Annotated in this window: 21 protein-coding genes and 1 tRNA gene; 11 read left to right on the forward strand and 11 right to left on the reverse strand. The window is 49.8% G+C overall.

Features of this window, described 5'->3' with window-relative positions; all coding sequences use genetic code 11:
- Nucleotides 1-6: 6 nt before the first annotated feature.
- On the reverse strand, nucleotides 7-1,185 hold the full coding sequence (locus P8J86_06500; protein ID MDG2054339.1) for a YbfB/YjiJ family MFS transporter: 1,179 nt from the start codon (nucleotides 1,183-1,185) through the stop codon (nucleotides 7-9).
- Between the two features lie 77 nt (nucleotides 1,186-1,262).
- Here P8J86_06500 and P8J86_06505 point away from each other — a divergent pair.
- Nucleotides 1,263-1,348 (forward strand) — tRNA-Leu (locus P8J86_06505).
- Nucleotides 1,349-1,461: 113 nt separating this feature from the next.
- Here P8J86_06505 and recA read toward each other — a convergent pair.
- Both recA and P8J86_06515 read right to left on the reverse strand, forming a co-directional pair.
- On the reverse strand, nucleotides 1,462-2,745 hold the full coding sequence (gene recA, locus P8J86_06510; GenBank protein MDG2054340.1) for a recombinase RecA: 1,284 nt from the start codon (nucleotides 2,743-2,745) through the stop codon (nucleotides 1,462-1,464).
- 188 nt (nucleotides 2,746-2,933) lie between these two features.
- Nucleotides 2,934-4,064 carry an anhydro-N-acetylmuramic acid kinase gene (locus tag P8J86_06515; protein MDG2054341.1) on the reverse strand — a complete coding sequence of 377 codons (1,131 nt, stop codon included), beginning with the start codon at nucleotides 4,062-4,064 and terminating at the stop codon, nucleotides 2,934-2,936.
- 107 nt (nucleotides 4,065-4,171) lie between these two features.
- Here P8J86_06515 and P8J86_06520 point away from each other — a divergent pair, with 107 nt between their 5' ends.
- Nucleotides 4,172-5,143, forward strand: a complete 972-nt coding sequence (locus P8J86_06520) for an SDR family oxidoreductase (protein ID MDG2054342.1) — start codon at nucleotides 4,172-4,174, stop codon at nucleotides 5,141-5,143.
- A 25-nt stretch (nucleotides 5,144-5,168) separates the two neighbouring features.
- On the opposite strand, the gene P8J86_06525 is transcribed toward P8J86_06520, so the two are convergent.
- Together P8J86_06525 and P8J86_06530 are read right to left on the reverse strand one after the other, a co-directional pair.
- A complete protein-coding gene (locus tag P8J86_06525) occupies nucleotides 5,169-6,722 on the reverse strand; it encodes a carboxypeptidase M32 (protein ID MDG2054343.1) in 1,554 nt (517 codons plus the stop codon).
- A gap of 174 nt (nucleotides 6,723-6,896) precedes the next feature.
- Nucleotides 6,897-9,362, reverse strand: coding sequence for an ankyrin repeat domain-containing protein (locus P8J86_06530; protein ID MDG2054344.1), 2,466 nt, complete (start codon nucleotides 9,360-9,362; stop codon nucleotides 6,897-6,899).
- A gap of 512 nt (nucleotides 9,363-9,874) precedes the next feature.
- On the opposite strand from P8J86_06530, the gene amrB reads away from it, so the two are divergent.
- From amrB to P8J86_06545, 3 genes are all read left to right on the forward strand, one after another.
- Nucleotides 9,875-11,083 (forward strand): AmmeMemoRadiSam system protein B, encoded by a 1,209-nt coding sequence (amrB, locus tag P8J86_06535; GenBank protein ID MDG2054345.1) that lies wholly within the window; start codon nucleotides 9,875-9,877, stop codon nucleotides 11,081-11,083.
- 10 nt (nucleotides 11,084-11,093) lie between these two features.
- Nucleotides 11,094-11,537 (forward strand): D-aminoacyl-tRNA deacylase, encoded by a 444-nt coding sequence (gene dtd, locus P8J86_06540; GenBank protein MDG2054346.1) that lies wholly within the window; start codon nucleotides 11,094-11,096, stop codon nucleotides 11,535-11,537.
- 75 nt (nucleotides 11,538-11,612) lie between these two features.
- Nucleotides 11,613-12,392, forward strand: a complete 780-nt coding sequence (locus tag P8J86_06545; protein MDG2054347.1) for a uracil-DNA glycosylase — start codon at nucleotides 11,613-11,615, stop codon at nucleotides 12,390-12,392.
- Nucleotides 12,393-12,710: 318 nt separating this feature from the next.
- On the opposite strand, the gene P8J86_06550 is transcribed toward P8J86_06545, so the two are convergent.
- The gene (locus P8J86_06550) at nucleotides 12,711-13,049 is read right to left on the reverse strand and encodes a hypothetical protein (protein MDG2054348.1); all 339 of its coding nucleotides are present in this window, start codon (nucleotides 13,047-13,049) and stop codon (nucleotides 12,711-12,713) included.
- The gene (locus tag P8J86_06555; GenBank protein MDG2054349.1) at nucleotides 13,042-15,051 is read right to left on the reverse strand and encodes a HEAT repeat domain-containing protein; all 2,010 of its coding nucleotides are present in this window, start codon (nucleotides 15,049-15,051) and stop codon (nucleotides 13,042-13,044) included. Before P8J86_06555 ends, P8J86_06550 begins: the two co-directional genes overlap by 8 nt.
- A 326-nt stretch (nucleotides 15,052-15,377) precedes the next feature.
- Between P8J86_06555 and P8J86_06560 the strand changes: the two genes are divergently transcribed.
- Both P8J86_06560 and P8J86_06565 read left to right on the forward strand, forming a co-directional pair.
- Complete coding sequence (locus P8J86_06560; GenBank protein ID MDG2054350.1) at nucleotides 15,378-16,454, forward strand: dienelactone hydrolase family protein; 1,077 nt, start codon at nucleotides 15,378-15,380, stop codon at nucleotides 16,452-16,454.
- A 496-nt stretch (nucleotides 16,455-16,950) separates the two neighbouring features.
- Nucleotides 16,951-17,496, forward strand: a complete 546-nt coding sequence (locus P8J86_06565; GenBank protein ID MDG2054351.1) for a hypothetical protein — start codon at nucleotides 16,951-16,953, stop codon at nucleotides 17,494-17,496.
- 41 nt (nucleotides 17,497-17,537) lie between these two features.
- Here P8J86_06565 and P8J86_06570 read toward each other — a convergent pair whose 3' ends face one another.
- A complete protein-coding gene (locus P8J86_06570) occupies nucleotides 17,538-18,905 on the reverse strand; it encodes a hypothetical protein (GenBank protein MDG2054352.1) in 1,368 nt (455 codons plus the stop codon).
- 216 nt (nucleotides 18,906-19,121) lie between these two features.
- Between P8J86_06570 and P8J86_06575 the strand changes: the two genes are divergently transcribed.
- Nucleotides 19,122-19,751, forward strand: a complete 630-nt coding sequence (locus P8J86_06575) for a superoxide dismutase (protein MDG2054353.1) — start codon at nucleotides 19,122-19,124, stop codon at nucleotides 19,749-19,751.
- A 106-nt stretch (nucleotides 19,752-19,857) separates the two neighbouring features.
- On the opposite strand, the gene P8J86_06580 is transcribed toward P8J86_06575, so the two are convergent.
- Together P8J86_06580 and P8J86_06585 are read right to left on the reverse strand one after the other, a co-directional pair.
- Nucleotides 19,858-20,706: a sulfotransferase gene (locus tag P8J86_06580; GenBank protein ID MDG2054354.1), complete on the reverse strand. Its 849-nt coding sequence runs from the start codon at nucleotides 20,704-20,706 to the stop codon at nucleotides 19,858-19,860.
- 196 nt (nucleotides 20,707-20,902) lie between these two features.
- Nucleotides 20,903-23,164, reverse strand: a complete 2,262-nt coding sequence (locus P8J86_06585) for a CRTAC1 family protein (GenBank protein MDG2054355.1) — start codon at nucleotides 23,162-23,164, stop codon at nucleotides 20,903-20,905.
- Nucleotides 23,165-23,422: 258 nt separating this feature from the next.
- Between P8J86_06585 and P8J86_06590 the strand changes: the two genes are divergently transcribed.
- On the forward strand, nucleotides 23,423-24,577 hold the full coding sequence (locus tag P8J86_06590) for a glycosyltransferase family 4 protein (protein ID MDG2054356.1): 1,155 nt from the start codon (nucleotides 23,423-23,425) through the stop codon (nucleotides 24,575-24,577).
- Between the two features lie 135 nt (nucleotides 24,578-24,712).
- Nucleotides 24,713-25,423: a copper homeostasis protein CutC gene (locus tag P8J86_06595; protein ID MDG2054357.1), complete on the forward strand. Its 711-nt coding sequence runs from the start codon at nucleotides 24,713-24,715 to the stop codon at nucleotides 25,421-25,423.
- 17 nt (nucleotides 25,424-25,440) lie between these two features.
- On the opposite strand, the gene P8J86_06600 is transcribed toward P8J86_06595, so the two are convergent.
- Nucleotides 25,441-26,100 carry a hypothetical protein gene (locus P8J86_06600; protein ID MDG2054358.1) on the reverse strand — a complete coding sequence of 220 codons (660 nt, stop codon included), beginning with the start codon at nucleotides 26,098-26,100 and terminating at the stop codon, nucleotides 25,441-25,443.
- Nucleotides 26,101-26,253: 153 nt separating this feature from the next.
- Between P8J86_06600 and P8J86_06605 the strand changes: the two genes are divergently transcribed.
- On the forward strand, nucleotides 26,254-26,828 hold a 575-nt coding region (locus P8J86_06605; GenBank protein MDG2054359.1), incomplete at its 3' end, for a sulfite exporter TauE/SafE family protein.

Raw genomic sequence — 26,828 nt, forward strand, 5'->3', positions numbered from 1 at the left:
TATTTTTTAGTCGACTTTTCGGCAAGTCCACGATGACACAAGGATGAGAATCAAACCCATAATCAAAGCGACCTCCGCCACCATGAATAGATTGATGTATTCAAATCCAAGTGATAGCAGGGCTGACATGCCATAACTACCCACCAAGAGCCCGGAACCGAATGCGAGCGTCAACAAACCCCAGTAATGAGGATGCCGATTCAAGCCAACAAATTCACGAGTACGCATCGAAGTCAGTGGCACACACTGCAATAGGAAGAAACCAATCAAAAACGCTGATCCCGTCACGATGGTTAACGAACTAAAGATCAATACCAGTGCCACTGCAATAGCACCTATCAAATAGTTGATCGATAAGCTCAGTCGTGTGCCCAGAAACTTACTAGCCACACCTGAAGTCAGTGCTCCGACAGCACATCCAATACCAAAGATAGCAAATAAAGAACTACTTCCGCTCGCAGATACGCCGAGATCACGATGCATATAATCGGTCAAGAACAGTGTGTGCGGAATAACGCCAATGGCAGCCAACACATAAGCCGCTGACAAGACAAACAGACGTACGCGCTCTTTTCGTTCAATTGGCTCATATACCAAACTACTTACATGACGTTCATTCGAAGACGACGAAATAAGATGCCACCCAATAACGACCATAAGTAGAGTAAGCGCGCTCTCAAACAACCAACCATCACGAGGTCCATTCGTAATAAAATATGGAAGAAACAAGCTCACCGACATGGTCAATACACCTGCACCGCTAAAGGCGATTCCACCACAAATACTCTTGTATTTATCGTCAATACATTGAAGCATGATTGCTGGCGTATGGATCACGAATGCGGCACCTGCTAACCCAGCTAAGAATCTACCTATTGCCAGCCAGATAAAGCCAAAGTCCCATGCACACATCGTGAGGCCTATGACAGCCAAGAAAGTCGAGGTGCGCATCAACAATCGAATACCGATCAGATTCGGTAGACATATTCCAGCTACACATGCGATGATATAACCGAGGCAATTGAAACCACCGAGATAGCCCGCCTGCGCTCGATCAACCCACTTTGCATCAATGAGCGAAGGGATGAGTGGCGTGTATGCAAAGCGACAAAGGCAGAGCCCAGTAGCAACCAGACAAAAACCAGCAATGGTCGCATAGATGGGGCTTGGGCGGTCCTTTGGCATTACCAAACAGTCTAACTAGCATCCACCCGTTGCATACCCTCAACGAACGGGTAAGATCGGACCCCCAAACACCAAGAGCGGGTGTGGCGAAATTGGCAGACGCGCATGGTTCAGGTCCATGTGGGAGTAAAATCCCGTGGAGGTTCGAGTCCTCTCACCCGCATTCTTATTGACCTTTGATTTAATAATAAAGAAGCGGCGATGCTACAAGCCTCGCCGCTTCTTTATCGTGAGCGTGTTGTCTCTATTTTCCCAGGAACCTAAGAGCCTCGCACACTAGGCGTTCGTTAATTCACCTTCTGGCTTCGTCTCAACTTCCACATGAGGCACCTCGTTTACATCAACTTCGGTGGTAGGATTTTCCCCAGTATCAAGCAATCCTTTTTGTTTAAGAATCTCATGCTTAATCTCTGCGAACAAATCTGGGTTCTCGCGTAAGAATGCCTTAGAGTTCTCACGCCCTTGGCCTAGCCGCAGACCTCCCTTGCTAAACCAAGCACCTGACTTCTGAACAATCCCCTCTGTCACCGCCAGATCTAGTAGATCACCTGAAGCACTAATTCCTTCATTAAACATAATGTCAAACTCAGCATCACGGAATGGTGGCGCCAACTTATTTTTAACAACACGAGCTCGCACACGGTTTCCGACATTTTCATCACCGTCTTTGATGGCACTGATACGTCGAATATCTATACGAACCGATGAGTAGAACTTTAAGGCACGTCCACCTGGTGTCGTTTCAGGGCTGCCAAACATGACACCGATCTTCTCACGAAGCTGATTGATGAAGATCACCGTACAGTCACTCTTTGCAATCGCGCCCGTCAGCTTGCGTAGCGCTTGACTCATAAGCCGCGCCTGCAGACCAACATGACTTGCGCCCATTTCGCCTTCAATTTCCGCTCTTGGAATCAATGCTGCCACTGAATCAATAACCACAACATCAACAGCATTAGAGCGAACCAAAAGTTCACAGATTTCTAAAGCCTGCTCACCCGTATCTGGCTGAGAAACCAAAAGATCTTCTAATTCCACGCCAATACGCCGGGCCCAACTTGGATCTAGCGCATGTTCAGCATCAATGAATGCAGCCACCCCACCTGCCTTCTGTGCGCTGGCTACAACGGTGAGAGCTAAAGTGGTCTTACCTGATGACTCAGGCCCATAGACCTCCACAACTCGGCCACGGGGAACACCACGTCCACCCAAGGCCAGATCAAGGCTTAAGGTACCTGTAGAGGTGCCTTGCACGACCTTAGGTACTCCATCGAGCCGCATGATCGAACCGATTCCGAACATCTTGTCTATTTGGCCAATGGCTCGGTCGAGTCCCTCACTCGGAACACCTGTTTGGTCTTGGGATGTCTTCTTTTTACTACCCTTTGCGGCTCCGCCGCTCGTCTTTCTTGCCACGTCCTTGCCCTCTTTTGCGAGCTTTCCCTTGGTCCCATTGGCCTTATGGCCTTTCAAACGGCCTCCTGCCGTTGCTAATGGGGGCTTATTGGTGTCTATTGTACCTGCGTTCTTCGACTGCTTTGACTTCGTGGCAAAAACCATGATTTATCCTTATCTGCAACGGGAAAATGTTCTTTATGTTCGGCTTTCGATAGGGTAACTAACTCATCGGGTTCGCCAAGGTCTGTTCGGTAGTTTTTCGGGTATTTTGGGCATCTTTTTTTCAGACCGGGTCTGGCGCTCGGCTTAAATGGGATAAACCACTTCAAGGTACCGACCCTGAAGCACGTTTAAGGTCTGCTTACGAATGACCAAACACCAGCCAGCGGTGCTGGTTGGCTGCAGCCGGTAATCTGCGGCAGTGAGATACTGATGCCATCGCTACTCAAAATACCCAGAGCTGCCATTGCTGCCGCTTCACGTGCTTCAATAGGAATGCCAAATTCACTAGTGCGCCGAATAGGTCTTTGAAGGGCTTCCCCCAGCAACTCTAGTAAAGCGACGTTATGTGCCCCACCACCAGCAACGAGAACTTCGCTTGTGCTGTCACGGTCAACAAACTCCTGCAAACTATCAGCAATACTTGTTGCTACCGCTGCGGTCGCCGTGGCCTGAGAATCGTCAGGCGAAAGATGTGTAAAGAGCTGTTCTAGTTTTGGTGGAAGTTCATCACCTGAGCCAAGTGATCTTCTTTGCCGGCGTTGCTCACAGAGAATGTCTACTGCCGCATTGAGCACTGGATCGTCAACCCTACCTCGCAAGGCAGCTTTCCCATCTAAATCATAGGAAGCATTGAGACGTACTCGAGCCAGTCCATCAAGCAGTTGATTACAACTACAGCAATCGAAGCCGGCAATACCATCAATGGTGGCGTCTGTGCTAGCTAAAGGCAACGATGTCACATTCGCAAAACCACCTAAATTCACAATCAAGCGAGGCTTATTTGGATGACGAAAAAAGACCCAGTCTGCCAACGGTGTAATTGGCGCCCCTTGCCCACCTGCTGCAAGATCAGCCTGGCGCAGATCAGAAATGACTGGAATGCCAAACTGCTGAGCAATTGGCGCTGCATTCATTAACTGTAAAGAGAGTGGTGGGACATGGAAGAGCGTCTGCCCATGAACGGCAATGATGTCGGGCTGATACTGCTTATCGAGCACGCCAGCAATCGCCTCACTGCATACTTTGGCTAGATCCTGACTCAGTTGGCCCCATTGCACTGCCGTTTGTGCCACACCCAGGGATGCTGCTCGTAGCCGGTCTGCCAGATCACCCATGGACACAAAATGATGAGCCTCGAAGCGTGCCTTGAGATTCAGGCCAGAGCCCTCGAATGACACCAATGCTGCATCAGCACCGTCCATGCTTGTACCGGTCATCACTCCAATTGCTTGTCGGTGTTGAACCACTGGCTTGTCCATGAAAGTATTCTCTCCACCTCACATCCCGGCCACAAGACCATCCCTGCTGTGGATCGTCTATCCTGCTTACTGATCTTCATCTCAAAGCAATTTGGAGCCCTTTCGCAATGAGTAAACGAATCCTTGTCACAGGCGGTGCTGGCTTCCTAGGTTCTCACCTCTGCGATCGCCTGATTGAACGAGGTGACGAAGTGATCTGCCTCGATAATTTCTTCACAGGGACGCGATCTAATATCGCTCACCTCATTGATCACAAGCAGTTCAGTGTCATAGAACATGACATTATCGAGCCGGCTTATATCGATGTTGACCAGATTTATAATTTAGCCTGCCCTGCGGCACCTGGGCACTATCAATACGATCCTATTTACACCACCAAGACGTCCTTTCTTGGCACCTGGCATATGCTTGGTTTGGCAACACGGTGCAAAGCACGATTCCTGCAAGCCTCAACCAGCGAGGTCTATGGTGATCCAGATGTTGACCCACAGCCTGAAACCTATAGAGGCGCTGTGAATCCTATCGGCCCACGCGCCTGTTATGACGAAGGAAAACGCGCCGCTGAATCTCTGATTTTCGATTACCACCGGCAACATAAAGTCTGCATTAAGGTGGCGCGCATCTTCAACACCTATGGGCCTCGGATGCATCCATTCGATGGACGTGTTGTCAGTAACTTCATTCGCCAAGCAATACACGGCGAGGACCTCACGCTCTATGGCGATGGCCAGCAAACCCGTGCCTTTTGCTACGTCAGTGATCTCGTCAGCGGTCTCATGGCATTGATGGACTCAACAGATGAGGTGACCGGCCCCATCAATTTAGGTAATCCCGGAGTGTTCACGATTCGCCAGCTTGCAGAAATGGTTGCCGCCCAAACAGACAACAAGAGTGAGATTGTTCAGACCCGGCCTCTACCAGTTGATGATCCGAAAGACCGTCGCCCTGATATTACTCTTGCCGGCAAGATGCTCCAGTGGGAGCCAAGCATCCCACTTGAAGATGGTCTCGCTAGAACGATTGAGTGGTTCAAGTCGATCAATATCAATGACTATGAACCGCCCACTCCGAACTACTAGGCTTTCATCAGCACAAATGGAATCATCAGACTCCGTATAGGGGCCGCAACTTACTCTCTAGGTGCCGGAGCAGCGGCTCTGCTGAGAGCGGCTTACCAGTAACAACCTCACACAGATCAGCAGCTCGGTACTTACGCCCTTGCTCGTGAATGTTGCTGCGAAGCCAACTGAGTAGTGTGCCAAATTCACCCTTAGAAAATGCTTCAACCATGCCTGGATGTTCCTCTACTGCCTTCTCAAAGAACTGGGCACAGTAGAGATTGCCGAGCGTATAAGTTGGGAAGTAACCCATTGATGTCATTGACCAATGGATATCCTGCAAACAGCCCTTCGAATCATCCGGCACTTCGAGCCCCAAGTAATCACGATACTTCGTGTTCCACGCATCTGGAATATCTTTGACTTCAAGATCTCCGGCCAGAATTGCTCTTTCTAATTCAAAACGAATCATGATGTGCATGTTGTAAGTCGACTCATCAGCCTCAACGCGAATGAAGTCCGGCTTCACAATGTTCGCCCCACCATAGACATCATCAAAGCTCAATGATGATACAGATGCACCAAAATGCTCTTTCAGTAACGGATGGCACCATCGCCAGAAAGACTCACTGCGACCAACCTGATTTTCCCACATGCGGCTTTGTGATTCATGAATGCCAAGTGAGACTGCTCGCCCCATTGGCGTTCCAATATGCTTGGTCAGAAGTCCCTGCTCATAGAGGCCATGTCCTACCTCATGCATCGTTGACCCCAATGCATCATTCACATTCGCTTCATGGAATCGGGTTGTCATACGAATATCATTGCAATGAGAACCACTACAAAATGGATGGGTCGACTCATCGAGCCGGCCTCGTGAAAAATCGAAACCGAACTGCTCTGCCACCTTGTGAACAAATAGCTTCTGTTCTGAAACAGGGATAGCGACTTCGTTAAAAGCATTACTCGGCCCATGACTTGAGCCCATGATGTCATCCAACAGTCCCTGCAACTGTTTACGCAATGGCGTAAACACTGACTCAACCCATGCTGCGGTACAACCTGGCTCATAATCCTCAGCCAGTGCATCCCAAGGCTCACCACCCTCAGCCCAACCATAACACGCTGCCTTGCGGCGCAACATATCGATGATCTTGGATAAAACCGGCGCAAACTCAGAGAAGTTCTTATTGGCACGAGCCTTTTTCCAAGTATGCATGCCTTCACTACTAAGCTTCGCTTCCTCTTGAACTAATGCTGCGGGCAACTTTGTTCTTCGATCCAATGCCCAGCGAAACTCCCGCAAATTGACTGCGGTAACACTCATTGGATCAGAAGTCAGATCGTTATCTGCCTCACATTCCGCAAGTGCGTCAGCAAATTCTTTACTTGTACCCATCTCATGTTCAATTTTGGCAAGAAGCGCTAACTGATCGCTGCGATAGGCAAGCCCACCTTCTGGCATCAACACTTCTTGATCCCAACCAAGCATGCTCAAGCTACCGCCGATCAGATCGTTTTCACGAGCAAGGGTAATCAGCTTGGTGTAGCACATCGGATAAGAGGTTTTTGAGGGGGGAACCGAAGTAGCAGTACTCATAGGGCGACTCCTTGGGCACAATGATGAGATGAGGTTCGATCAGCACCCCATCATAACTTGAAGAACCAAAAAAGCCCAAGCCCGAAACATCCCACTGAGCTCAAAAAAGAACCAGCCCGTGAGGCTGAAGGCCTCACGGGCTGAAAAATCTCAGTACAGATAAATGCAAAAAGGTTATTCGCTGCCGCTGTCGGCATCAGAATCGTCTGCGGATGGCTCTTCTGTAGGTTGTTCAGAACCTGCTCTGGAAGCAGTTTCCAGGTATTCAACCACAGCGGTTTTACCACCATCGGATCGCTCATCTCTTGCGATTTCAAATGCAGTCAACCCACGGTTGTCCTTTGCATCGATATTGGCTCCTGATTCAACGAGTAGTCGAATCTTGTCAACACCACCATTACGATGACCCGCTGCTGCGTGCAATGCCGTCTTGCCATTGCGATCAATCATCTCCAAATTTGCATTGCCATTGATAAGTGCCTGAAGGTGAGCTACTGAACCTGTTTTCGCTGCATGGTGCAATGCAGAAGAGCCATCAGTCACATCGACAACATCCAGTCGTGCACCAGCATCGATGAGAATTGTTACTGCTTCTGAATCACCAAAACCGGATGCCCAAACAAGTGGCGTAAATCCAGTCTGATCACTCACTACTTCGACATCAGATCCAAAGTCAACCAACTCTTGCACGCTATCAGCACTCCCGAAAGCAGCGTGCCATGAAAGTGCATTGCCAACGAATGGATCACGTGCACGAACATCTGCACCAGCCTCTAGAAGTGCACGCGTAACAGCTGCATCCTTCGCCTGACTAGCTGTCATCAGTGGCGTACGGCCAACCTGATCAGCTGTCTCAAGCTCTGCGCCTGAATCAATCAGGAACTCAACCATCTCAATATTGCCGTTCTGAGAAGCCTGCCCGAGCAGCGTCACGCCTGACTTGCCACGTGTGTTTACGTCAGCACCACCATCAATCAGCTCTTTCAAACGATCGACATCGCCACGCTTCACTAACGAACTCAGCTCATTGCGCTGGGCCCCAACACTCTGTTGACCTGGTGTTCGGCCTGGTGCTGATGCCTGTACACGGTCCTTGATGATGTCGTTCAGCTGCGCTCTTCCATCAGGATCTAGTTTGACGCGAAGAGAAACCTGCTCCGCTAATGGGTGCGTTGTGTGAATATTCAGCATTTTGCCGCCACCCACAGTTGTCACATTCTGCCAGTAACTGTCCCAAGGCAGTGTGAGTTCATGTTCAACGGCCTCCTCAGAACTAAACTCGCCCACAATCGGGGGTGAAACACTCACGATCGCGAACGGCTGATCGTCCACTGCTCTAAGGGTAATCTTGCCATCCGGATTCAAAACGTTGTCGTATTCTTCCGGAGTTGCTGTCACATATAAAATCGTATTCAAACTCACCTGCATTTTTACAGGCGCTGCATCTTTGACCATAAAGGTGACCGTCTTTGTGACGGGAACTGCCTTTGAAGCACCACGCAGATTGATTGTAATTTCAGAAGACTCGCCTGGTTGCAAAACGGTATTTGGAACAAAATCGCTAGTTGTGCAGCCGCAATTCGTCTTCGCTCGTTCAATTGTAATTGGCTTATCACTAATATTTGTAAGTTTGACAGGGCCAGAACCCAGTTGCTTGGCAGCAACGTTTCCAAGATCCAGTGACGCAGGCGTTAGCTCCAACATAACTTCTGTACTGGCTGGTTCAGCGGGCTCACCAGCTGGATTGTTGATCGTCACTGGTTGACCATCTGCTTGCCCAGCAGCGTCATGCACTTGAATGAGCTCAATATCAAACACAAGTGTTGAGTTTGCTGGAATTGTGGGTGGGCGACCAGCCTCACCGTAGGCCAATGGCGCGGGGATCACGAGCTTGCGTTTTCCACCAACCCGCATCGAGCCAACACCTTCGGTCCAGCCCGAAATAACACCATTCAGTGCGAAGGTACTGGGACGCCCCCGATCAACTGAACTATCGAACTTTGTGCCGTCCGGTAGGTAGCCGGTGTAATGCACCGTCACTCGGCTGGCTGAAGTCGCTGGTGAAAAACCAACCCCGCCGTCAATATCATAAAACTGAAGGCCGCTGGGCGTGGTCCTTGGCGAAGTTGTGACAGCCCATCCCGGAAGATTTTCGGGATCTCTAAGACTTGGATCAATTGCAGCTGGGGGCGTGGTCTTTCCAGGCGATGCTAATTGCTCACCGCTCGATTTACCTGGTTTGGTTTTGCCCGGATCGTTTTGGCCTGAGTCAACTTCAGAGGCAATGTTCAGCCTGCCGGACTCTCTCGCCTGAAGGGCACGACTCCGCGCTTCCTGCTGTTCGGCTCGGATCCGCTGTGCCTGATCCATTGGGATCGCACCATTTGGTAATGACCTGTTCACACCAGTCGATTGAGTTGCCTGCCGACTAGGTGTATTTCCATCAGCAGCAGCAGCAGCTAATGCCAACTGAGCGGGGCTTTTGCCCGTATCTGCATTACTGTTTTTGTCAGGCTGCGTTGTCGCATCCTTCGCTGGCGCTTCCGGATTTGGTGCGCTTGCTTCTTTCTTGTCACAGCCTGCGGCAAATACAGCTAGACCTAGTACAACGCCCGTTACGATTCGATCGAGACCATTCACTGTTCTTACTCCAAGTATGCTCTCTGTTAAACCTGAAGCCTATTGGGGCGCCACGCAATGGAATCACCACATTCAGGTTCAACTAAGACGCGAGAAACCCACAGAGGTTCGTCGCATGTGCTTGTTATATTTACCCTCATCTGAGGCCTTTATACGAGACCCCTACTAATAAATTCGACCTACCAACGTGCCGAGAATCGGTTCCCGCCGTGTTATCTCCACAGGATTAGGACTAAAAAACCACGACGATAGCCCGATAAACGCGAAAAACGGCTCAAAAGCCCAGCACGGGCAACTAAGCCAAAAATGCCTCCACTAGGCGAACGCACCGCAGTGAAAGCTATTGCTCCAATGTTCGCAAGGATGGTACAGGAGGATTCAAATCCTTATTCGAGACTGATGAAAAAACGGGGTATTTTTGCTCCAATGGTCGATTTTTTAGCTGTTAGGGCAGGCTCAAGTAATTCAAAATGCTATTCTTGATATTCATAAATTTAGGAGCGCCAGGCTTTATGAATATCGATCCCTCATCCTTACCTGACCACCTTCAGCAACCTCATGTCAGGCCAATTCATCCAATCCCTCTGAAGAAAGATGGGAAGCAGTTAATTGCCCTGCGGGATCCGGCCATGCTCAGTCGGCAGAATATGTTGGTGCCACCGCAAGTCATTCCCCTGCTCCGCCAGTTTGATGGCAATCACCACATCACTGAAATTGCCAAGAATTTGTCGATTAGCCAGGATCAATTGATCGGGCTGATTCAGGGCCTTGAGAAAATTGGCCTCTTGTGGGGCCCCACCTTCGAAGCGATTGAAGCGGAAACACGGACGCAAATAGCTCAGAGAGGTGCCTTCGCAACACCAGCTTGCGCCTCGCTTGGTGAAAGTGATGAATCATTCCGTAACTTCCTCGGTGACTACTTCGATCAAACCGAGGATCCGGAACTCGACTCTGCATGTCTCGGCATTGTTGCTCCCCATCTCGATTTCCAACGGGGATGGCCAAACTATGCAACTGCCTATCACCCTTTGCGCGATGTCGAATCGCCGGATCGCGTTGTCATACTCGGCACCAATCACTTCGGTCTGGGTGATGGAATGACGCTCACTGAGTTTGGCTTTGAAACGCCCATGGGAATCTGCCCTTGTGATACAGAAGTTGTGTCACGGCTCACTGATGAACTTGGTGACACACTCTTGATTGATCAGTTAGATCACCTTGCAGAGCACTCGATCCAACTCCAGATCCCCTGGATTCAATATTGCTTTGGCAATGTTCCTATTGTCGCTGCACTCGTACCCGATCCGATGGTCCCAATGATTGAGGATGATGGACAGCGTGTTGAACTCAATCCATTCACTGAGGCACTTTCGACAATCCTTAATGATGTCCAGGGATCAACCTTCTACGTAGCGTCTAGCGATTTAAGTCATGTTGGCCCACAATTTGGCGAGCCACTTGCAGTGGATGATCAACGCAAGTTTGATGTTGAGCGGCATGATCGGGATATGCTTGGAAAATTCATCGACGGAGATGCTGAAGCATTTCTTGGCGCCATGCAATGGTCAAAAAATCCAACCCGCTGGTGCAGCGTTGGCAATATGACGGCACTACTTCAGATTAGACCGAGTAGCACTCTAGAGATGTTGGACTATCGCCAGGCGTGTGATGAACAAGGTCAAGCGATGGTCACTTCTGCTGCGATTGCATTGACCGCATGAGCAATCATCGGTGATTACTGTTATCCAACGCGTCGATGAAGCCTCCGTCACCGTGGCGGCTGAAACCTATCAGGCAGAAATAGGCACAGGTTTACTGATCTTGTTAGGCGTCGCCAAAGGAGATCAACCTGAGCAAGCTCATTGGTTAGCGAACCGAATCGCAAACCTCCGAGTTTTTGCAGATGAACAGGGGCGATTCAATCGTAACGTCACAGAAGCTGGCGGCTCTGTCTTGGTTGTCAGTCAATTTACATTGCTCGGAAATTGCTCCAAGGGTCACCGACCGAGTTTTCTTGAAGCCGCTGATCCTGATACAGGAAGAACGCTTTACGAGTTGTTCTGTCAAGAGTTGACAGAGACGCACCACCTCGATGTCAAGCGCGGAATATTCCAGGCAGCGATGTCGGTATCGCTGGTCAACAACGGGCCAGCGACCTTCATCCTCAGTCGCTGATCAACCGAATACTGACTCCAACCGTTAAGAAGTCTCATCTTCGCTACACTGCCTCTTGGAGATAGTAAAAATAAAATGACCCGCCAAAATGAAGAAATTTTTAAACAATACCTTGAGAGCAATGCGCTCATCGGTGTTGACTTCGTCCCAACACAAGTACTTCAAATGAACACCTCTAAAAAAACTCAGAAGAAAACTGCTTCTACCACGAAGAAAAAAGTGCCTCAGGCAAAATTAAAAACCAGCGCATCAACGGCATCTTCGCGGGCCAAAGGAAAGCAAGCTAGCGTTCTAGAGGAAATTAGAGAACGGCATGATGCAACCTGTCCGCATTGCACAAAAGTTGAAGACATTACCCAAACAGTATTTGGTGAAGGCAATCCTCATGCCGATCTCATGTTCATTGGCGAAGCGCCTGGTGCAGAAGAGGATCGACTTGGGCGCCCCTTTGTCGGGCGCGCAGGCCAAAAGTTAGACCAGATCATTGAGGCAATGGCGCTCACGCGCGAAGAGATCTATATCGCCAACGTGCTTAAGGCTCGGCCGCCCGAGAACCGAACACCGCTGCGGCACGAAATAGATCTATGTGCCCCATTCCTCACCGAACAGATTCTTGCAATCGCCCCGAAGGTCATCGTGACGCTTGGAGGTCCAGCGACGAAGTTTCTGCTCGACACCAATACTGGCATCACCAAGCTCAGAGGCCAGTGGACGACATGGGTGAGCGCCGACCTGAAAGTTGATGTCATGCCAACCTTCCATCCAGCCTATTTACTGCGTAATTACACCGTCCAAACACGGCAGCAAGTATGGTCAGATATGCAGGCAGTCGCCGACCGGCTTTCAAAAAAGTAAATTGGCCCAAAAAAAATCAATTCACACGCTCTCAAAAAGAGGCGTTCTGATCCTCTAAAACGGCATTTTTGACTCATCTCGTGCTGATCTGATAACTCTGAAAGTTAAAATAGGAAATATGGGAACTCCCCGCCTCTAGATCCCGAACAGTTCAAGGTAGGGAGCAGAGAAGAGCAATCAAACTCATCCCCTAGACCCGGTCAGCATCAACGCACATTTGTGATCTTGACCACTCAATACGCCCCCCCCACAAGGAGCCCGCTTCGTCACTGACGACGGGCTCTCTTTTTTTTTGTCATCTCATTTTTGCGCGGGCAGTCAAGTCATTCCAAAGAGTCGAGCGCGTAATTCCAAAACCTCTACTGGGTCGAAACAACCGCCATAGACCTCAGCAACATGATCAAAGCAGCCTTCACTAATCAGAATTGCTGCAACATCAAGCCCACCGGCTGCACGAGCCCATGTCGTCACTAAACGACGTTGCCGACGGTTGAGACCCATCCGCTTTGCAAGCCGCCCGCCGGCAGCAGTAATGCCTCGATGCCGATTCCACCAAAGCATCGTTATTGCCATGCAAAGCAAGATACCACCCGTCGCCAAAGCAACCACTCCAGTGGTCTCGACTGCTAACAGTAGATTTGTGCTTGTTTCAAACATTGCCTTCGCTTTCGATCACGTACCCTATCGAACTACCTACCGTGTCTTCGAGCTTCAATTCTTGAACACTGGGCGGCGTTTCGTTTTGTTCTTGGCGACTCAATATCATCTGCACGGTTTCCTCTGCTCGCTGTTGCAGGATAGGTACGGGGTCTGTTTTTGTAATGCGGCGAAGCGCTGCCAACACCGAGTCAGTGTTACATTGGCGCGCAGCCCAGATGGCGCTTGCACGGCACAGCGGATTCCCATCATTGAGCATATTTGTAAGCCTATGAGCGGCAAGCTCTGGATAAAAATCAGCTAAAACAACGATAGCGTTTGCTCGAGTGCGATTTCCAGATTGAAGCGTCAGTGGTGAAATAACGCGACCGATCTGTTGTGGTGAAAGGCGTCCAGGAAGTGCCCGATGCACCTGCCCTAAAGCCTCAACCGCATTCGCCTGAACACGATCATCAGTATGGCTGAGCCGAGCTGTAATGACGGAGACCGTACGTGGGTTGGGATGATCACCCAAGCATGCAACTGCCGTCGAAGCGATGCGTGTATCACTGGCTGCAGACAACTCAATGAGACGGTCTGTAAATTCAGCGGTGAGACCCATCTGACGCAAGAGCTGCATTGCCCAAACAACAGTCCATCGCTCTCCATCCAGCAGTAATGCGTCAACCGCTCGACAAAAATCTGCCTGGGAACGTTCCCGCAACTCGACGGCTGCGTCCATGCGTTCCTCAGATGTGAGATGTGGCCAAAAAGCAATCAGATCTTCTGCGCATGCACTCGCTAATTTTTGTCTTGCCCATTGAGCAATTTGACCAGTTGACCGCTGAGCAAGTCGCACAAGGTCATCCCGTTTTAACAATCTTCTTTGCAGGGCACCGGTAGCGGCACGAACCACTGCTGGGTGTGCGTCCATACAGAAATGCACAATGGAATCGGTCGCTCGCTGGTCTTCGTAGCAACTCAAGGCAATCACGGCACGACAACGGGCTTGTGTATCATCGAGTGCAATCAGATCACACAGTGCTTCAATTCGGCGTCCTTGTGCCAAAGGAAGTGATTGAATCAAATCAGGCATCGCGCGTTTGGAAGAACGAGGCCACTGTGCGCAAGTGCTCAAAAGTGGAAGGCAACGTCTACCACTGGCAATCGCTTTGAGACGTTTTCGAACAAGTGGCCTTCGCAGTCGATGCCCAGATGCTAAGACAAAGTGAACCGATTCAGGATCCATCAGTGCATCAGCAATCCAACGCCTTGCAGTGCCTGCTAAGGGCTCATACTCAATCCAAAGCAAGAGATGCTGGGCAACAACTGGGTCTTTTACATCACGTATTGCTCGCCGAGCAGCAATAAGTACAGGATGATCTGATTCCTGCATCAGTTCATTGATAGGTGAATGGGGTGCCAAGGCAACAATCGCTGCTGCCAGGCCAGCAGGATGTGGGCCTCTTGATGGAGACTTCTGGATACGATTTTCAATTGCAACAACGATCGCTTGCAGGAATGCCGCGTCAAAACGAATGACACCCTTTTCTTCGGTGATTTCATTCGTTCGGTGCTGGCCAAACTGTGTACTCGAAAGTTCAACGGCTAAACCGACCAAGAGTTGATCGGCAATGGCGTTGATAGCAGGCTCATCAAGTTCCAAGAGGGCGATGAGTCCATAGAGATCACCTGTCTCAGTGCGTCCTACTTTCAATCGAGCCAATAGAATATTTGCTGCTTCGATGGCACCATCTGTATTTTTGTCTGCCGCAAGGCGTCGCGCGGCCCAAGCCAATAAGGGCCCTGCACACCGAGTCAGTGGCTTTTGTAATGCCTGAGCAGAGCGGGTATCACCCAGAATCTTCGCTAAGGCACCACCGCGTCCCACCTTCACGAGCTGTTGACCGAGCGGCTCCATCTCCCTGGCCGATGCCAGTGGAATAGCCTGTGCTAGTACTTTTGCGACAACAATTGGGTTCTCGCGTTTGAGTAGTGCACATCGTTGATTAATTGTGGGCATAGTGGAGCACCATTGACGCCAAAGACCTTCAGGCCGGTCAATGCTCGGATATCACCGAAGTGCCGCAGAAGAGCCCTAATCGGATCCGCAGCTCGGAATTGACCGCCCGATGCCAAGTCATCGACCAGATAACCGCGCAAACTTGACACTCTGAATAGTGCGATTTTTGGCTGGCGATTAGAATAATGAGCACCAGAACGCCCTTTGGTGTCTGATCACTTATTCCTGCCAAATCATCAGAAGCAAGACTGCCTCTCACCATCTAAATGGACCTCTATGACACGACCCATCGGAATATTCCCAACTAACAAAAAGATGAGGATCTTATGAATCACCTCGTAAAATTCATTGTGATCGCGGCTCTTTCGAGTACCTCGTATGCCCTTGCGGGCGAAGCGTTCTCTGTCTCAACTGTTAGCACACCGAATTCATTTGGCAAGATGGGACCCTACGCAGTCACCATGTCAGAAGTTTCTGATCAGGGGCTGCTACTCATACCTCAAACCACTGATTCCTCACAGTCAAAACAACAATGGCCAGGACTCGTTTTTGCCCACGGTCTTTGCGGCCCAGCTCGGAGCTACTCCGATACACTTCAGCGACTCTGTTCATGGGGCTTTGTCATCATCGCCAACCAAGAACAAGAAGATTGTGGCGTCATGGATATCCGTCAACCGCTCCAATCATTTGGAAGCCATGCCAAGTTTCAGCATTGCGCAGATTCATCAATCATGGCCGGTAATATCAAAAAGAACCTGCACTATCTTGCTTCACGAAGTGATGTGAATGCAGAATCCTTGGCCTTGATTGGTCATAGCATGGGTGGCGGTGTTGTGATTGATGTTGCAGCTAACTTGAACTCCGAACATGCCGGCCTCGTGAAAGCAGTTGTCGCAATAGCGCCTTGGAACGGCGCTCAGCCAATACCAAGCTCGGTTGTCGACAAGATCAGTGCGCCCCTACTGCTCTTCTGCTCCTCTTCAGACTCACTATGCCCTTGCTCAGGGCCTGCGACAGTGACTGATACACAGGGGCCGTTCACCTCCCCCGCTGCGATCGGTATTCCCATGCTTTTTGGACCCGGAGCAGACGCTCATTGGAATGGCGGAGTCGCAGCAATTTACAAGAACGCAGTGACTGCAACGCTGATGCAGGTCGATAAAGCAAGCCACATGACGATCGCCGGTACTGATGGAGTCCAGATGCAGCACCTCGCCTATCAGTCAACCAAGTTGTATGGGCTCAATTTCAATAACCCCGATCGACCCTACTCGATGATTCCCACACTCGAATACAGCGTGGCCTTCCTCTACGACATCTTGGATATCAATCGTCAAGAGGGCCAGGAAGTGATGGCGGCGGCAAAAAGCGACGCTCGTATCTCGGAAGTTCTCTCCAAATAGTGCCCTCTGATGCGAGCTGGCCGGGCCCCAGGGGTCGGGGATCTTTCTTGGGATGACCATCCTGACCCGATTCAGGTCGCCTTGGACAGCGATGACATCAGAGACTGGGCAAGAGATTTAGCGACGAGAATTGGGGCTGGCACTCGTGCACAAATCACATCTTTTGATTAATTGTTGACCTCGTGGAGCACCATTGATGCCAAAGACCGTCGAGCCGGCCAGTGCTTGTAATATCACCGAAGTGGCGTATTCGAGGCTATTTACAGGCCTAAACTGACTAATGTCTCAGGATTGAAAGCCCAATGCCAAGTGCTGGACCAAATAACTGCGCAAACTTGACACTCTGAATATTGAGATTTTTGACTTGCTATTACAATGGAGGCCGCAAGAATGCTCCCTCACGGTATTACAAGCGAACTCTGAGAAGGGTCTAGAGGTCAACCCATCCTCTACCAGGCCCCCTCGATCTCCTCTTTCCAACCCGTAAGGTATTTTGATGAGCATCCCATCTAAAGCAAGTAGCCTTCAGGCTTACAATATGCTTCTTTATCGAACAGCTTTGCACCCAGAGTTTTTCGAAATCTGTGGCCGGACCCGTATCGATCATGGTGATTATGAATTTGAAGCTTGGTTGTCTCCAGGAGGACACCTGGCACGTTTCGAACATTCGGGCGTATGTGTCACCGAGGTGGTCACTGAAGCGGGCGATAACCTTCCTGACCGAGGTTTGCTCACCACATTCCCATGTGCTGGAGAAAAAGACCACGAGTCTGAATTTGGTGATGACTTGCTCTATATCACGTCAATCCAGACTGAGATGTTGCCTGACCACCTCTTTGCTGGAACTTATTCGGAACTGAAACGACATGCAGAGTCCGGTGACTCGCTCCATACCCATTGGAGCGATGACATTGGGAATAACAATCTATCGTTAATGGACGTACAACGATTCAGTAACCAGGTGCATGTACAGAGCTATCACCTTAGGCAAGACTGTAAGCTGGTACTGCGAACGCAGACCATCTTTGAAATCAAAGCGTAAGTACGAATCCGTCATAAAAATGATTTTTTGAAGCAGAGACCCTACACCTCAGTAGTGGTCTTTTCTTCTGCTGGAATCTGCTCACTTGTCAATGTGGCATAGGTACCCGGTACCATACCGGGTTGCCAAATGGCTGAGAAATCTTGGCCATCGCTTGCACGTCGCATGAGTAGATACATCGTTGTCGATGCAGAGAAGAAGAACGAAAAAGCCCAAGCCGAAACAAGCCATAAAACCAGTTTGATCCAGAAGCTCAGCGCAGAAGCAGTCCACTCTGAGAAAAGGTTCGCCTCTAGAACTGCTTCTTGGCCAACACCTAACTGATACAAAGACCACGAATCAGAGAAGATAGAAAATGCAACAGGTGCATCGGCGGTGCCATAGAAACTACCACCCAGTGATGACCACGACACCGCTATATTGACCATAAATGTGGCAATCAGGCCAACAGCAATAAAACCAACCAAGAGTCCAATCAGACCCACTGCGTAGTAGCAGAGCATGTGGATTGGCCGGCTTGCGATATACGAATAGGCACGTTGCATTGCATCGAAACCATCTGCTGCTTCACAGGTGACGGCCGGTATAAGTAGAGGAAAACCGAACAAATAGCCAAGAAGGCACCAAGTGGCCAGAAAGCTAAGAACCAATGAAACACCAAAAACGATCCCGCCGATGACATCCAATACTGGCACAAGAAAGAGCAAGCCAATGAGGCTGATCAGGAAACAGAAAATCAATGCCAGTGCCAGCGGCCCAACTAACGCTGAAAATAGCCGCCCAACAAATGCGATTGAAAAAGCAAACGACCGTAAAACAGATGGTGTGGTAACACCCGCCAGTTGACAGGCTGCCGTTCGACTCAAGGCGCCACCACCTAATGATATGAGGATGAAAAAGATGATCCCAAACAGAACAGTGAACCAGTACTGACCAGCCATCCAAAGTTTCGTGGGCAATCCGTAGATCATGTCAACAAGAGCTGAACCCATGCCCACAAAATTCAAACTTCGTGTGGTTTGGACTAAACTCTGAAACTGTTCAACAATGAATGTTTGGGATGCCTCAAAAGAACCCTTCGGTCGCATCAGCTCAAGGCGGCCAAGCGCTTCTGTCAACTGAACACCGTCTCTATCTTGCATCTGATCAAAGCGTTCGGCCGCGTTTTGGTAAGACTCTATATCAGCGACGGTAGCAGCGCCCGCATTCAGCCCCGCTGGGGAGACCGTGCTCGGCCAAATGAGATCCCAAATGCTGCCACAAAACATAATGGAGGCAACCAGCAGCAGACCAATAATCAGACGCTGCGGCTGCATCGCCGAAACAGCAGCCGTCACCATTTTGTGAAAATGGAATACCTTCCCCCAAGCAATAGAATCAATGGTGGCTATCGGTTTTGGATCTGACATCAACACATCTCCTCGTAGGCCGATCTACTCGTCTTGTTCGCGCCAAGCGAGCCCAGAAGAGGCACGCCTGATACACCCAGTGGATGCTACCAGTTCATCGGACCAGAATGCCTTTAGACTGTTGGGGGACTCAGTGGACTATCTCTGATAGCATCCCCAGTTCGTTCTTCTCAAAACCGTTTGAAGAGCCCTCTGCTGACCTTAAGGAGCCTTACCATGGCATTTTCACTGCCTGATCTTCCCTACGCCACCGATGCACTTCAGCCACATATTGATGCACAAACCATGGAGATCCACCATGGAAAGCATCATGCAGCCTATGTCTCCAAACTAAATGCTGCTCTTGAGGGCCACGATGCACTGGGCAACGAGACCATTGAGTCAATTTGCAGCGATCTCAATCAGGTCCCAGAGGCAATTCGAGGTGCTGTACGGAATAATGGTGGTGGCCACTACAACCACTCCCTGTTCTGGACCATTATGGCTGGTGGCGCTCATGGCGGTGGCGAGCCGACCGGATCGCTCGCTGATGGCATCAACGCTGCGTTTGGTTCCTTTGATGGCTTCAAAGAGAAGTTTGCTGCTGCCGCTGCAACACGCTTTGGCTCAGGTTGGGCTTGGCTGTGTGTTTCTGAGGGTGACGGCAGCTTATGCGTCTGCTCAACGCCCAATCAAGACAACCCGCTTATGAAGGGCTTTGTTGACTGCCCCGGCCGACCACTGCTGGGACTCGATGTCTGGGAGCACGCTTACTACCTCAACTATCAAAACCGGCGTCCAGACTACATCACGAGCTGGTGGAATGTGGTCAACTGGGATGCCGTTGCCAAGCGCATGCTGGGATAGCGAGAGCGAAGATGCATCTGAATACAGCAGTTGATTTGATGGCAGAAATTGTTGCCATGAGGGCTACCACTCTGCTCACTCTTAGCACGCTGAGAGCCAGCTCGTATTACCAATCGTATCCGAGCCGCTGAAGCACAGGCTCCATGACCGGTCTGATGGCGTCGAGCGTCTGTTGATCTATTGCCTCTCGCCACTTATTGGCGCGACTGGGATCAACGCTTGAAACAACCTGATCAACTATTTCTGGGTCAGATTCTAATTGTGTCACGTCAAAAATACGTTCCATGATCTGGCGAGGACCATTGACGAATTCTTCATAACGGTACCTAAAGTACTGATTCGATGGCAGCGCCTGCCCATCCTCAATTGCACGTGTGATTGTTCCCGCCCACTGTCGAGCCAGCACGACATGAGGTGGATCATCTTCCAGCCACTGACGCCAGCCGCTAGGCCTTGGACCCCAAAATTTCAAAGGCTGCTTGGTAATTTTCCGTTTGAGCGCTGCCATGGCAGGCAACATATAAGCTGGCCACCCCCAGACCGGTGTCTCCAATGCACGCTGAACTATTCGGCGACTTGGAATGCCGCCACTCATAATGTTCTTGGTTGATTGAATGACACTGCGACCATCACGGATGATCTGTATAAAAATCGCGTCCGGAAAGATTTCATGAATGAAACTGATACGTAGGCAGTTGCTCGGTGTCTTCTCAATCAGACGAGCTCGTCCGCGATCATTGACAAAGCGACTGAATTGCTTGTGTATGTGGCGCTTAATCCGAGGTGTCACATCGCTGGCCGTCAGAACATCATCCTTACGATAACTATTGCCCCAGGTCCACACATGACGTGGCTCTGACCAATAGGCCAGTGATGGATGCTCAGAAAAGACTCCGCCCATGTATGTCGTGCTCGAGCGCTGGGTACCCAGCAAGATGATTGGACGATCAATCATTTGGAGTGATCTTTGTTTGATGATTTTTTGTGCCTACCAAGTTCCCGACCAGTATACAGCGATCACTCTACCGTCGGTCTTGCTGAACCGGATATCTGGTGCTTCACCTGGGAACGAGTAGACACGGAAAATCTATTGCCATTGATAATCAACTAGACACATCCAATCGCAATTTTTCATTGAATAGATCGCCGATTTAGAAATCGATGATTTTTGGTTCAATCAGCTTCAAGACACTGTCGCCTTCGGTAATCTCGATCATTGCATTGATCGGCACATCTGTGAATTCTTGCTGTTGACCAGAACTCGGCCATGTCACCGTTAACCGACCGATGGCTGTTGCATCTCCGAGACCAATCTCTTGTCGTCTGGGCGAACCACCAAAGCTGCTTACTGAACCAACCGCCCGGTGCAAAGTACGAGCACCTGATGGTGCGTCTAGATCAACTTGAATTCGAGCACCATAGGCACTGCGGTTACTTTCGATTCCAATGAGATGAACGGTTAGGTATGCCTGCTCATTACCAGGGTTAAGAAACAAGGCATTGTGAAATGCATCACCTGGATAGAAGCCCCCTACCTGGTGATAGACATCTTGATCACCATCGTTATCAATGTCAGCAAAAGCAACACCGTGGCCTTTCTGCAAATGGCCAAATCCGCCCGCTCGAGTAACATCCTGAAAACCACGCCCCGCATCATTGCGCAACATCACATTGGGCATAATGCTCTCATAACTTGGATTGCCTGTCGTCAAATACATATCGAGATAACCATCGTTATCGAGATCACCAAAGTTTGCTCCCATTGGCAACAATGGCCTATCGATGCCAGCCTGCACAGTCTGATTCGAGAAAGTCCCATCAGCGTTATTTCGATAAAGTGCCGGCGAAGCGCCACTATGTGGTTGACCAAGGTAATCAGCCGCAAGATCTTCCAGCTTGGCGTCATAAGCGGTAACAAACAAGTCAAGCCAACCGTCATTGTCATAGTCGAAGAACCACGGAACAAAGCTACGCCCAATTGGCCCCTGAACACCAACCTCTTCAGCAATATCAGTGAATGTCATGTTTCCATTATTTCGATAGAGACGATTACGGCCCAGATTCGAGACATAAAGATCGAGATCTCCATCGTTGTCATAGTCACCAGCAGTAGCACCCTTGGCATAACGATCATTGGTCACACCCGCCATAATGGACACATCTCGAAATGTCCCATCGCCACGATTCTGAAACATCTGTGAAGGATATGAGCCACCCGTTGCTTCTTCAGGTGGAAAATAGGTGTGATCAGCTCTTGACTCGTTCGCAACGTAAAGGTCAACATGCCCATCATTATTAAAGTCACCAAAAACAGCCGCCTGGGTTGGGCTCGCTGGCATTGCAAGGCCGACTTCATGAGTCACATCTTTGAAGACGCCATAACCATCATTACGTAATAGTGAGTTTCGAATTCGACCTTCATCAAACAGCCACGCGCCGCGCAGAACGAGAATGTCAACATCTCCGTCACTATCATAGTCCGCGCCAATGATGTTCAAACCACCAAGCTGCTGACTAAGATTTGAGTGTTTTGAAATGTCAGAAAATGTGCCATCACCATTATTCACATTAAAGGTCATTGCCCCAGAGGGATCAATGGTAGATGTCACAACATCGAGCAGCCGATCGCCATTGAAATCATCAACAATGCAACCACCACAAAGGTTAAATTCATCAAGACCAAGCCTCGGCGCAACATCTGGGAAGCGTTCAATCTGATGTTCAGAATCATAGGTATCAACTGGAATCTGCTGGCGACTGGGGATGCCCTTGGACTGTTCACCGAGGGCCATGCTTGCAATATTCAAAAGCCATCGAGAACGAAGATTCTCTGGATCCTGCTCGAGGTGGTCAAGGTAAGCCGCCTTCGCTTGAGCCGCTGGCTCATCAACGCTATGCACACCTCCAGCTGCCAATGGAAAAAGACAGCAGTCGGCATTATGGCGATTCACACAGTTTTCAACCTCCGCAAGCCGAAGGTAAGCCAAGCCACGAAGCTGATGCAGCTGGGGGTTGTCTTGCAGAAACTTGGGATTGTCCTCAAACTTTTCAAAGAGTGCATCAACTTCTTCGATTGCAGCTTCAACCTGGCCATCTTGGAGCAGCTGTAGAATGAGTTGGCGAGTCAAAACGGAATACTGAGCGAGATTACCTTTGATGGCATCCCGGTTTTCTCTGATCCTAATTACTGCGCCACGTTCAAAAAATCCACCTTCCGCGGTGTAGAGTTCTTGGGCAATGGCCTCAAATTCTCTTCGATTCGCTGCCGATAAATTTTCAGTACCGGAAATCATATCGGAATCAGTATGTGGCGATCTGACGGTGTTCTTTGACAGCTGATCTTCAGTACATCCAGTCAAGATCAAAAACATCCCCCCCAGCAACAAGGCTGGTCGACTTTTGGGTAATCTCATTCGTTCTCATCTCTACTAACACCTGATGCGACGCGTTCGCGACAGGATTACACTGAAGATCGCTTTGCGATTTGAAATCGCAGAAGGAAGCCTGAGCACATACTCCAACTCACCGACCACCCAATACGCAGTCAGGCCCTGTGAGATCTTCTAAAATGATGAGAACCGCAGATATAACTAAAAATAAACCTTATTTGTGGCCGACAGTGGATGTACTAGACATCTTCAAGGCAACCCGACGTAGAATCACTCCCACCCATGAATATCGGCAACTATGTTTCAGTCGTTTCAGGCCAAAAGGGCTTTGAAAACAACGTCTCCGGACACATCCAGATTCCGTTGCATGCCATGAGCCTTCTTAAAGATGCGGGGCACCAGGTGCATCTGGTCACCAATGAGTTTGGCCCAGAGCGATCACTTCCAAATTGCATGCCTGACGATATCCCAATCCACTATGTCATCGATGCTCGACGGCGAGGTGGCATTCTTGAACGCACTGGTGAGCAATCAAGGGGCGTGAGGCCGGGCCAGTTTCTCAAGCAATTACGACAAATGAAAGCAATTGCCAAGAGAGAGAAGTTTGATGTCTTCCACTTCTTTGGCTTCAATCGCACCGGCCACCTGGCAGGAATCCTACGATTGAGCGGTATGAAGTGCCCAACCGTCATGACCACTTTTAAAGCGATTTTCCCCGAACGAATGGCACCAGTCACCCGCTTTTTATGGCGACGAGTCGATGTGATTGCAACGGCCACCGACTATGTTCAAGAGCAATATCGCCAAAATGGAATAACCACTCAGATTCTAAGACACGGCCTGGTTCGCGACATTACTGCCGAACTGGGTGATGAAGTAATAAGCGACAAGCACCGCGTCTTATTTTGGCGTGATCCTTCAGTTGATAATGGCGCGGATGTGGTGATGGATGTCTACGATGTCCTGGCGCCAAAATATCCGAAGATCAGTTTCGATTTGGCTGTACGCCCTCACTGGAAAGAGATACCCAATCTCGAGGAGCGCGCATCAAAGCACAAAAATGTTCATGTGTATCGCTTCCCATACGAAGATGGAATCACCTTACCCAAGCTCATGCTCGAGTCTTTGTGTGTCTTAATGCCAATACGCAATATGAGCATTGATCCCCAACTCGTCATTGCAGAAAGCTTGGCCGCAGGCGTACCGGTCATCGCAACAGACAAAAATGGGAATGGTGAAATGATTACACCAGGTCGAAGTGGATACCTTATTGCCGAAGGTAATGTGAAGGCCGGAATAGAAGCGCTTGATTCTATTTTGTCGAATCATGAAAATGCACTCGCCATGGGGCATCATGCAAAGCAAGATATCTCAGAACGATTTAACTGGAACACCTATGTCGATGAAGTCGTCAAGATGTACCAAGGTGTTCTGTAGTCAATTGCTTTTCTATAAACGCAGCTTCAAAAGTACTTTAGTCATATCCCCTTGCGAGTGTCATTGCCTCAGACACCGGAATAAATACCACCATCCCGGACGGCAAACAAACTGCTGAAGTGAAGAATCAACCGGATGAAAAATGAAACATACACCCTCGAAGTACCGGTCGATCATCCGACCACTGCAGAGGCTGTTGCCTCTTTTGTGACACGCGTGGAAGTCTGTACGCAACTGGATCAACACGGCTTTACACCGTCAACAGAACTCGTGGAATCTATTTGTAAAAGTCTGGCAGGCCGCTGCAGCTGCACCGTCTTGATTCGTCCAGATGATTCCGACAGCATGTGTGTGTCTATTTCTGCAATGGAGTCTGCGCAACGTGCCATTACCCAGCTCGCAGATGCAGGTGCGGATGCCGCGGCATTTGGTTTTCTTGATCAGCACAATCAACTTGATCATTTATCAAATGCAAAACTAGCGAACGTCTGCCGTGACCATGGCATCGAACCATGTTTACACCGTGCATTCGATTTTCATGATCGTCTTGAGGATGCTGTTGAGATAGCGGCTGACATTGGCATCATCCGCGTGCTTAGTGCCGGCACATCATCACTTGATCAGGCAATCTCTCCTCTTGATGTTCGCACTGAGCGTCTCAAGCAGATCGTGTTTGCCACCGGGCAGCGATTTCAAGTCATCGCTGCTGGTGGTGTTCGTGGGCACAATGCACTCCAATTTCTTGCTTGTACGCCACACCTTCATGCATCGTGTAGAACCAAACAGAAACTGAGCCCAGATGAATTGTTTGAGTTGCTTCGTGTTTTCAACGATCGTGGACCATAAGTGTTTCACGCCCCGGGTTAAGAGGCCTTTGTGATACACACAAAATCGTTAAACTCTTTGTATTCCATCTCGACCCACTGAGAAGGCAACAGACGCACATCATGGCCCTCAGCAGCCATCGCCTTCATCACTGGCTCTACGTACGCCTGCCGTCGTGGAGGTTTATTGACAGACCAAGTCGGAAAAATTCGCACTTGATGGCTGACACGCACAAGCTCGCGTACAGCAGCGATATGAAAATCTAAATCAAATTCATCATGGCTCATCAGGCCACCTTGTTCCACGCTGGAATAAACGAACAAGAGATGACCGCTTAACGAAAGGTCAAAAGCATTATCTTCAAAAGGCAGCGATGGCAGTGTGCCAGTGATGAACCGCTCCGGATATAACCTAAAGGCTTTGATAAATAACTGGAGCGCTTTAAGCTTAAGTTTTTCATATGCATCGGCTTGCTTTTGATCCGCCGCAAGTTTCGGATCCTGCTGGAAACTGATCATTGTCTCGGATATTTCCTTCAACCCCAATGCCTCTAATTTTTCGGGCGTTTGGCTGTAATTAGGATCGACAGCGACAATGTCCAAACCACGAGTGGCCCCCTCGATGACCATTGCGTCTGGGCCTCCTGGGCAGTCGAGGATGCGCTTGCCGCGCATCTCCTCTTCAGTAAGGCCGTACATACCCGTAGACTCCTCCCAGGTGCGGCCAAAAAACACAGTATGATCGAGGCTAAAAGGCATTGGCAATAGCATACAGAGCTTGGCACAAATTTATCCGATACGTGACCATCAAACGCGGATGCGACCGTGCACGAATCAGCTACCCTTCACACAATGCTCGTAATCATCGTATTAACCATGGCGATCTTTCTCTTAGCCACCCTTTATAGTTCGGTCGGCCATGCAGGCGCCTCCGGCTACCTGGCGGCCATGGCACTCATTACACAAATGCCACAGGAAGAAATGAAGGGCATTGCCCTGACCTTAAACATCTTTGTGGGCTGCATCGGCACTTGGCGTTTTGCTCGTGCTGGTCACTTCCATTGGCCTACCTTGTGGCCGTTTGCTGTCATCGCCGTACCACTGGCTTTTGTAGGCGGACTCTGGCAACTCCCTGATGCTGTCTTTCAGCCGCTCATCGGTGCGGTCCTTCTCTTTGCAGCCATCATGCTCCTTATTCGTGGCAATCGCCGTGAAGACAATCAGAATAAACCACGCATGCCACATCTATCGGTCGCCTTAACAACTGGTGGCATACTGGGGTTGATGGCGGGATTGACGGGCACTGGAGGTGGCATCTTTCTCTCGCCACTCTTGATTATCTGTGGGTGGGCAGGCCCAAAACGAACTGCGGCCATTTCGATTGTTTTTGTATTAGTCAACTCACTTGCTGGTCTTGGTGGCGTCAT

Source organism: Phycisphaerales bacterium (genome assembly GCA_029268515.1).
Taxonomy (GTDB): domain Bacteria; phylum Planctomycetota; class Phycisphaerae; order Phycisphaerales; family SM1A02; genus JAQWNP01.

Coding starts and splice junctions, on each gene's coding strand:
- P8J86_06500 (MDG2054339.1), bottom strand. CDS start 1,185: ATGCCAAAGGACCGCCCAAGCCCCATCTATGCGACCATTGCTGGTTTT.
- recA (MDG2054340.1), bottom strand. CDS start 2,745: ATGGTTTTTGCCACGAAGTCAAAGCAGTCGAAGAACGCAGGTACAATA.
- P8J86_06515 (MDG2054341.1), bottom strand. CDS start 4,064: ATGGACAAGCCAGTGGTTCAACACCGACAAGCAATTGGAGTGATGACC.
- P8J86_06520 (MDG2054342.1), top strand. CDS start 4,172: ATGAGTAAACGAATCCTTGTCACAGGCGGTGCTGGCTTCCTAGGTTCT.
- P8J86_06525 (MDG2054343.1), bottom strand. CDS start 6,722: ATGAGTACTGCTACTTCGGTTCCCCCCTCAAAAACCTCTTATCCGATG.
- amrB (MDG2054345.1), top strand. CDS start 9,875: ATGAATATCGATCCCTCATCCTTACCTGACCACCTTCAGCAACCTCAT.
- P8J86_06545 (MDG2054347.1), top strand. CDS start 11,613: ATGACCCGCCAAAATGAAGAAATTTTTAAACAATACCTTGAGAGCAAT.
- P8J86_06550 (MDG2054348.1), bottom strand. CDS start 13,049: ATGTTTGAAACAAGCACAAATCTACTGTTAGCAGTCGAGACCACTGGA.
- P8J86_06555 (MDG2054349.1), bottom strand. CDS start 15,051: ATGCCCACAATTAATCAACGATGTGCACTACTCAAACGCGAGAACCCA.
- P8J86_06560 (MDG2054350.1), top strand. CDS start 15,378: ATGAATCACCTCGTAAAATTCATTGTGATCGCGGCTCTTTCGAGTACC.
- P8J86_06565 (MDG2054351.1), top strand. CDS start 16,951: ATGAGCATCCCATCTAAAGCAAGTAGCCTTCAGGCTTACAATATGCTT.
- P8J86_06570 (MDG2054352.1), bottom strand. CDS start 18,905: ATGTCAGATCCAAAACCGATAGCCACCATTGATTCTATTGCTTGGGGG.
- P8J86_06575 (MDG2054353.1), top strand. CDS start 19,122: ATGGCATTTTCACTGCCTGATCTTCCCTACGCCACCGATGCACTTCAG.
- P8J86_06580 (MDG2054354.1), bottom strand. CDS start 20,706: ATGATTGATCGTCCAATCATCTTGCTGGGTACCCAGCGCTCGAGCACG.
- P8J86_06585 (MDG2054355.1), bottom strand. CDS start 23,164: ATGAGATTACCCAAAAGTCGACCAGCCTTGTTGCTGGGGGGGATGTTT.
- P8J86_06590 (MDG2054356.1), top strand. CDS start 23,423: ATGAATATCGGCAACTATGTTTCAGTCGTTTCAGGCCAAAAGGGCTTT.
- P8J86_06595 (MDG2054357.1), top strand. CDS start 24,713: ATGAAAAATGAAACATACACCCTCGAAGTACCGGTCGATCATCCGACC.
- P8J86_06600 (MDG2054358.1), bottom strand. CDS start 26,100: ATGTACGGCCTTACTGAAGAGGAGATGCGCGGCAAGCGCATCCTCGAC.